This is a genomic window from Oleiphilus sp. HI0132, from assembly GCF_001635845.1.
Window position 1 is genome coordinate 1 of the sequence record NZ_LWGJ01001051.1, and the last position, 5305, is coordinate 5305.

The 5305-nt window shown below is 45.8% G+C and carries 6 protein-coding genes; all 6 read right to left on the bottom strand.

Annotated features, from left to right (window positions below; translation table 11 throughout):
• On the bottom strand, positions 1 to 1746 hold a 1746-nt coding region (locus A3766_RS12885), incomplete at its 3' end, for a heavy metal translocating P-type ATPase (RefSeq protein ID WP_068642320.1).
• Positions 1747 to 1757: 11 nt separating this feature from the next.
• Positions 1758 to 2312 carry a FixH family protein gene (locus A3766_RS12890; RefSeq protein WP_068514731.1) on the bottom strand — a complete coding sequence of 185 codons (555 nt, stop codon included), beginning with the start codon at positions 2310 to 2312 and terminating at the stop codon, positions 1758 to 1760.
• Positions 2313 to 2355: 43 nt separating this feature from the next.
• Positions 2356 to 3810, bottom strand: coding sequence for a cytochrome c oxidase accessory protein CcoG (gene ccoG, locus A3766_RS12895; RefSeq protein ID WP_068514732.1), 1455 nt, complete (start codon positions 3808 to 3810; stop codon positions 2356 to 2358).
• Between the two features lie 142 nt (positions 3811 to 3952).
• Positions 3953 to 4846: a cytochrome-c oxidase, cbb3-type subunit III gene (ccoP, locus tag A3766_RS12900; RefSeq protein ID WP_068509683.1), complete on the bottom strand. Its 894-nt coding sequence runs from the start codon at positions 4844 to 4846 to the stop codon at positions 3953 to 3955.
• Positions 4839 to 5024, bottom strand: coding sequence for a CcoQ/FixQ family Cbb3-type cytochrome c oxidase assembly chaperone (locus A3766_RS12905; protein ID WP_068509685.1), 186 nt, complete (start codon positions 5022 to 5024; stop codon positions 4839 to 4841). The genes ccoP and A3766_RS12905 overlap by 8 nt, the downstream gene beginning before the upstream one ends.
• Positions 5025 to 5035: 11 nt before the next feature.
• The coding region (locus tag A3766_RS12910) for a cbb3-type cytochrome c oxidase subunit II (protein ID WP_197479560.1) at positions 5036 to 5305 on the bottom strand (270 nt) is incomplete at its 5' end.

Consider the following 5305-nt stretch of genomic DNA (forward strand, 5'->3'; position numbering starts at 1 on the left):
TTGCCCCTGAAAAAAACCTTCGAGGCCCTTTCCAAGATGGTTTGTAACCCTTTCGGCTGGGCTGGTGAAAAATTCAGAAAAAGGCTTGGCGATCGGGTGGCTGGAGTGGTGTTCTAGTGCGGCAGCGATTTCAAGCGCTTTACTTTCTCCGCAGTGACTAAAAAGCTTCACACCAGAAATGCTGAGTTCACCTTTGGTTAGTGTCCCTGTTTTATCAAAAACAATATCAGTAATCTGGTTCATGGCTTCTTGCGCATGAGATTTGGTGATTAAGAAGCCTTTGCTGCGAAGGAATGTGTTGGCACTGGTCATTGCAGTTGGTGTTGCTAGAGATAAAGCGCAAGGGCAGGTAACAACCAAAACAGATAAAACAATGGTGAACACTTCGTCGGGGTTATTAAAGTACCAGTAGAGACCAACGACGCAAGCCGCGAATAGTACACCTGCTACAAAATGGCTGGCAATTTTATCTGCCATTAATACGGTTTTGGGCTTCTCACTTGCTGCTTTATCAAGGAGCTTAATAATCGCTGCGACACGGCTCTCTTTGGGAGTAGCGGTAATGCGAACGAATAAGGTATTTTCGACATTAGCGGTGCCACCACTTACCTGAGCCCCAAGCGCTTTTTCAATGGGGAGAAACTCTCCTGTGAGGGCTGACTCGTCGACTTTGGAAACACCTTCAATAACCACGCCATCGGCAGGAAATACTTGGCCCTGTCTAACCACCAGTACCTCTCCAATTTCAAGCTGGTGAGCAGGTTTACTTTTTTCGCCATCTTCGGTTCTAATGATCGCTGTTGTAGGCAATAGTTTACCCATTTCGGCATCGCTGTTCAGGTGCTTATGGCGAGTTTGCATTTCCATAAACCGGCCAAGCAATAGGAAGAAGGTAAACATCGCAACTGAGTCGAAATAGACATCGGTCTCAATGCTTGCTTCGCCGTTTATCGTCAGGAAAGCACTGGCAAAAAACGCGGTCAGGATAGCGAGCGATACAGGGATGTCCATCGTTAAATGACGTGTTTGCAAGTCACGTAAGGCCGCTCGAAAAAATGGTAGCGCTGAAAAGCACACAACGGGTATGCACATTAACATGCTGACCCATCGAAAGAAGGAGATAAACTCGGCATCGATACCGCTATAGATGCCTAGATACAAGGGGACTGAAAACATCATGTTTTGCATCGCCGCTATACCAGCGACAGCGATACGAAACATTGCGCTGCGTTTCTCTTTCTCGGCAAGTTGTCTCGCTTTGTCTTCCTGATAGGGGAAGGCTTTGTAGCCTAGCTTGCGTATTTTAATCAGGATTTTGCTTAGCTTGATCTGTTCATTGTTCCAGCTAAGTAGCGCTTTGTGAGTCGTATGGTTGATTGATAGATTTATCAGGCCGGGAAGTGAGCTGATTTCGCGCTCTAAGAGCCAAATACAAGCGGCACAGGTAATTCCTGAGATACTAAGTGCAGCATCAGACTGTTTGCCATCTACCGTAACAAAGTCAGTTTGTAGCGCCGGGTCATCATAAAGAAGTAGTTCATCGCGTTGTGCGTCGGTGAAGTCGTCGGGCTTTAATGAGGCTTCAGTGCGGTGTTGATAGAAGTTATCGAGACCACCAGAGACAATGGTTTCTGCGATCGCTAAACAACCATAACAACAAAACGATTGTTGTTCTCCGCCAATCTCAATCTTTGCGCTAAAGCCTTTTGGAATCTCTTCATTGCAGTGGTAGCAAGTCTTGCACATGTGTTGCCAACCTAGTCCTGCGACTTGCTAGCAGTCTCGTTATTTTCGGTGCCACCTATATTAAGCGTTACTTTTCCTGTCGGGAAGGTGACTTCTTCTCTAATCCGCCAGCTTTCGTCAAAGGCATAGAGGTCGACATATCGACGGCCATCAACTGGTGATGTTAAATCTCCAACAAACTGGCCTGATGGTGTCGGCAGAAGCTTGATAACTTGATCTTGGTCTCCCACGGTTGGGTGTAGAATCTTCAAGGTTAAAAAGGCTTGTTGTTGGAGAGTAGGGTGATACTTGTCACCGACTAGCTCAATAATGATGGCTTGATCAACAATTTCTAAGGTTGGTTTCAAGCCGAGGTCATCCGCCATATTATCTTGTTCAATCGTCTGGTTTATACCCATGCCATCCTTGTAATAGTTGTCGCTAACCAGAGTGTCACGACCAACAACAGCAACAGTTACCATAATGCTGCTGAGTATAACCGAAGCAATAGGTACGCTCAGGACAAACCAAAGCCACGGCTGTTTGAACCATGGTTTTTTAGCTTGTTCATCTTGTGCTGCTTTCATTTCATTACCTCGGTTGTGCTTAGTTAATTTCTATTGTGTCGCTTTATTCAGCGCTGCCTAAAAAGCGGCTTTCGCTTGATGCGACCAAGTCTGGGTTATCTGTAGCCTTGACGGTAATCTCAATATCATAGTGGGTGACTTCCATATGTATGGGGTCGACTTCTATGCTAGTTGGTTGAGTGTATACTTCTCCGGCTTTCACGGATACCGTAGTGGGTGTGGTAATCTTTATCCCTTCAATGCCTTTGACGGTAATGTCAAAATCATGGGGTTCATCGCTCATATTCATAACTTTGAGAATATAAGTGTTTTCGATTTTACCTAAACCCGTTAGCTGGTATAAAGCGCCCCGATCTTTTATTACGTCTAACTCTAGTGGAACACGTGTTGCAACGGAATAGGCAAACGCACCCATCATGCCGAGTAATAATACAGCGTAGGCAATGGCTTTGGGTCTTAGTATATGGCTCTTCTTACCGATGAGGGCATTCTCAGTGGTGTAGCTGATTAGACCTCGGTCATACTTCATTTTGTCCATGATTGAGTCACAGGCGTCGACGCATAAGGCGCAGCCAATACACTCATACTGAAGCCCATCACGAATATCGATGCCCGTTGGACAAACCTGTACACACATGCCGCAGTCAACGCAGTCGCCAAGGCCTTGTTCTTTATAATCAACATTACGTTTGCGGCTTCCTCTTGGGTCTCCACGACCTTTGTCGTAGGAAACAACAAGTGTGTCTTCATCAAACATTACAGATTGAAAGCGTGCATAAGGGCACATGTATAAACAAACTTGTTCACGTAACCAGCCAGCATTCAGGTAGGTTGCAACTGTAAAGAAGCCAATCCAGAATATTGCCCAGGCGTCGACTACACTAAAGGTGAACAGATCTGGAACTAACTCACGAATAGGGTAGAAATAACCGACAAAGGTCAGGCCGGTGCCAAAGGAGACCAATAACCAAAGAGTGTGCTTAAGGGTCTTTTTGATCATCTTTTCAGAGCTGAATTCCGCTTTATCAAGCTTCATTCGTTGGTTCCTGCTCCCTTCAACCTTTTCCTCAATCCACATGAAAATAAAGGTCCAGGAAGTTTGTGGGCAGGTATAACCACACCAGACGCGCCCAAAAAGGGTGGTGACGAAAAACAGACCGTAGGCACAAATGATTAGAAGCAGTGCTAAAAGAACGAACTCTTGTGGCCAGAATGTCATGCCGTAGATATGGAATTTACGTGCAGGGAGGTCGAAATGAACCAGTTGCTGGCCGTTGATTGATATCCAGCAAATTGAAAAGTACATGGCCATCAAGGCCCAGAGTGAAAACTTCCTGATTCGCTGAAAAAGACCGGCAATTTTTTTGACGTAGATTTTTTTTCGAGACTCGTAGAGCTCGACGGTCTTACTGACGTCTGCTTGCTTTGAATCTTGGCCGTAGACTTCCAGTTTCTGCGTACCGGGTTCGATATTTTGGGCTGGGATCTTCTTAGACATAGGCAACGGCTTCCATATCTAGTGGAGGAAAGGTTTCTTTTCTAGAAAGTCTGTGATGAGCAAAGGCTGTCTAGAGAAGAGATCTTATATTCTGTGAGAGTGGGCCTGGCTACTCAGCCAGGCCCACGAGTCTCAGACAGTCTTATTTGTTAGATAAGCTGTAAACGTAAGCTGCAAGTAGGTGAACTTTGTCTTCACCAAGTAGGTCTTTTTGTGCTGGCATTACGCCTGCTCGACCATAAGTGAGTGTTTGATTGATCTTAGATGCCGTGCCGCCGTAGAGCCAAACATCATCTGTTAGATTTGGTGCGCCGACGGCTTGATTACCCTTAGCCTCAGCCCCATGACAGGCTGCACAGGCAGTCTGGTACATCGCTGCGCCGGCATCAACAGCTGCTTTATCATCACTACGTCCACTAAACGAAAGTAAGTAATGAGTCATATTTTGTATGTCAGTTTTGCTCATAGCGGGATTTAAACCTTTGGCAGGCATTTGACCGTTTCGACCATACAGGAGGGTGGTTTTGATCGCGTCTGGACTTCCACCATATAACCAGTCGTGGTCAGTCAGATTTGGAAAGCCTAATGCGCCGCGACCTGTTGATCCGTGACATACTGAGCAGTTATTAGCAAACAAACGCTGTCCTACTTTCATTGCTTCGGCATCTTTGGCGAGTTCTTCAATTGGCTTTGCCGCGTAGGCTTTGAATATAGGTGTGTACTTTTCATCAGCTTCAGCAACTTCTGCTTCCCATTGACCGGTAGAAGACCAGCCTAAGAAACCTTGGAAGTTACCTAAAGTCGGGTACAGCAATGCGTATGCGAATGCAAAAACAACTGAACCGATAAACATATGGAACCACCACTTTGGAAGTGGATTATCGTACTCTTCGATCCCATCGAAGGCATGGGGCATCTTTTGTTCAGTCTCTTCATCTGTAGTTTGGCTTTTTCGGGTGGCTACTAGCAGCCATGTACTACCGATCAAAGTACCGATAATAATGACTGAGACCCATACACTCCAAAAACTAGTCATGTTCTTCTCTCTCTTTTTCGCTCAAGGTACGTTCCGCGATATCGTCATCCTGAAAGGGCAGGTTGGCTGCATCGTCAAAATCTTTTTTCTTTTTGCCGTTATAGGCCCATAAGCATATGGCGACAAAGGCGATCATGACCAAGATGGTAGATAGACCGCGTAACGTGTTGATATCCATAATATTGGTTCTTACTTGTTCTTAAGAACGGTGCCAAGCTGCTGTAGATACGCAACCATAGCTTCGATTTCTGTTTTACCTTTCACCGCTTCTGCTGCACCGGCAATGTCTTCGTCGGTGTAGGGAACGCCTACTGTACGAAGTGCTTCCATTTTCGCAGCAGTACCTTTGTGGTCTACGATAGCTGTAAACAACCAAGGGTAGGACGGCATTTTGGACTCAGGTACAACATTACGTGGGTTATAAAGGTGAGCACGTTGCCAGTCGTCACTATAGCGACC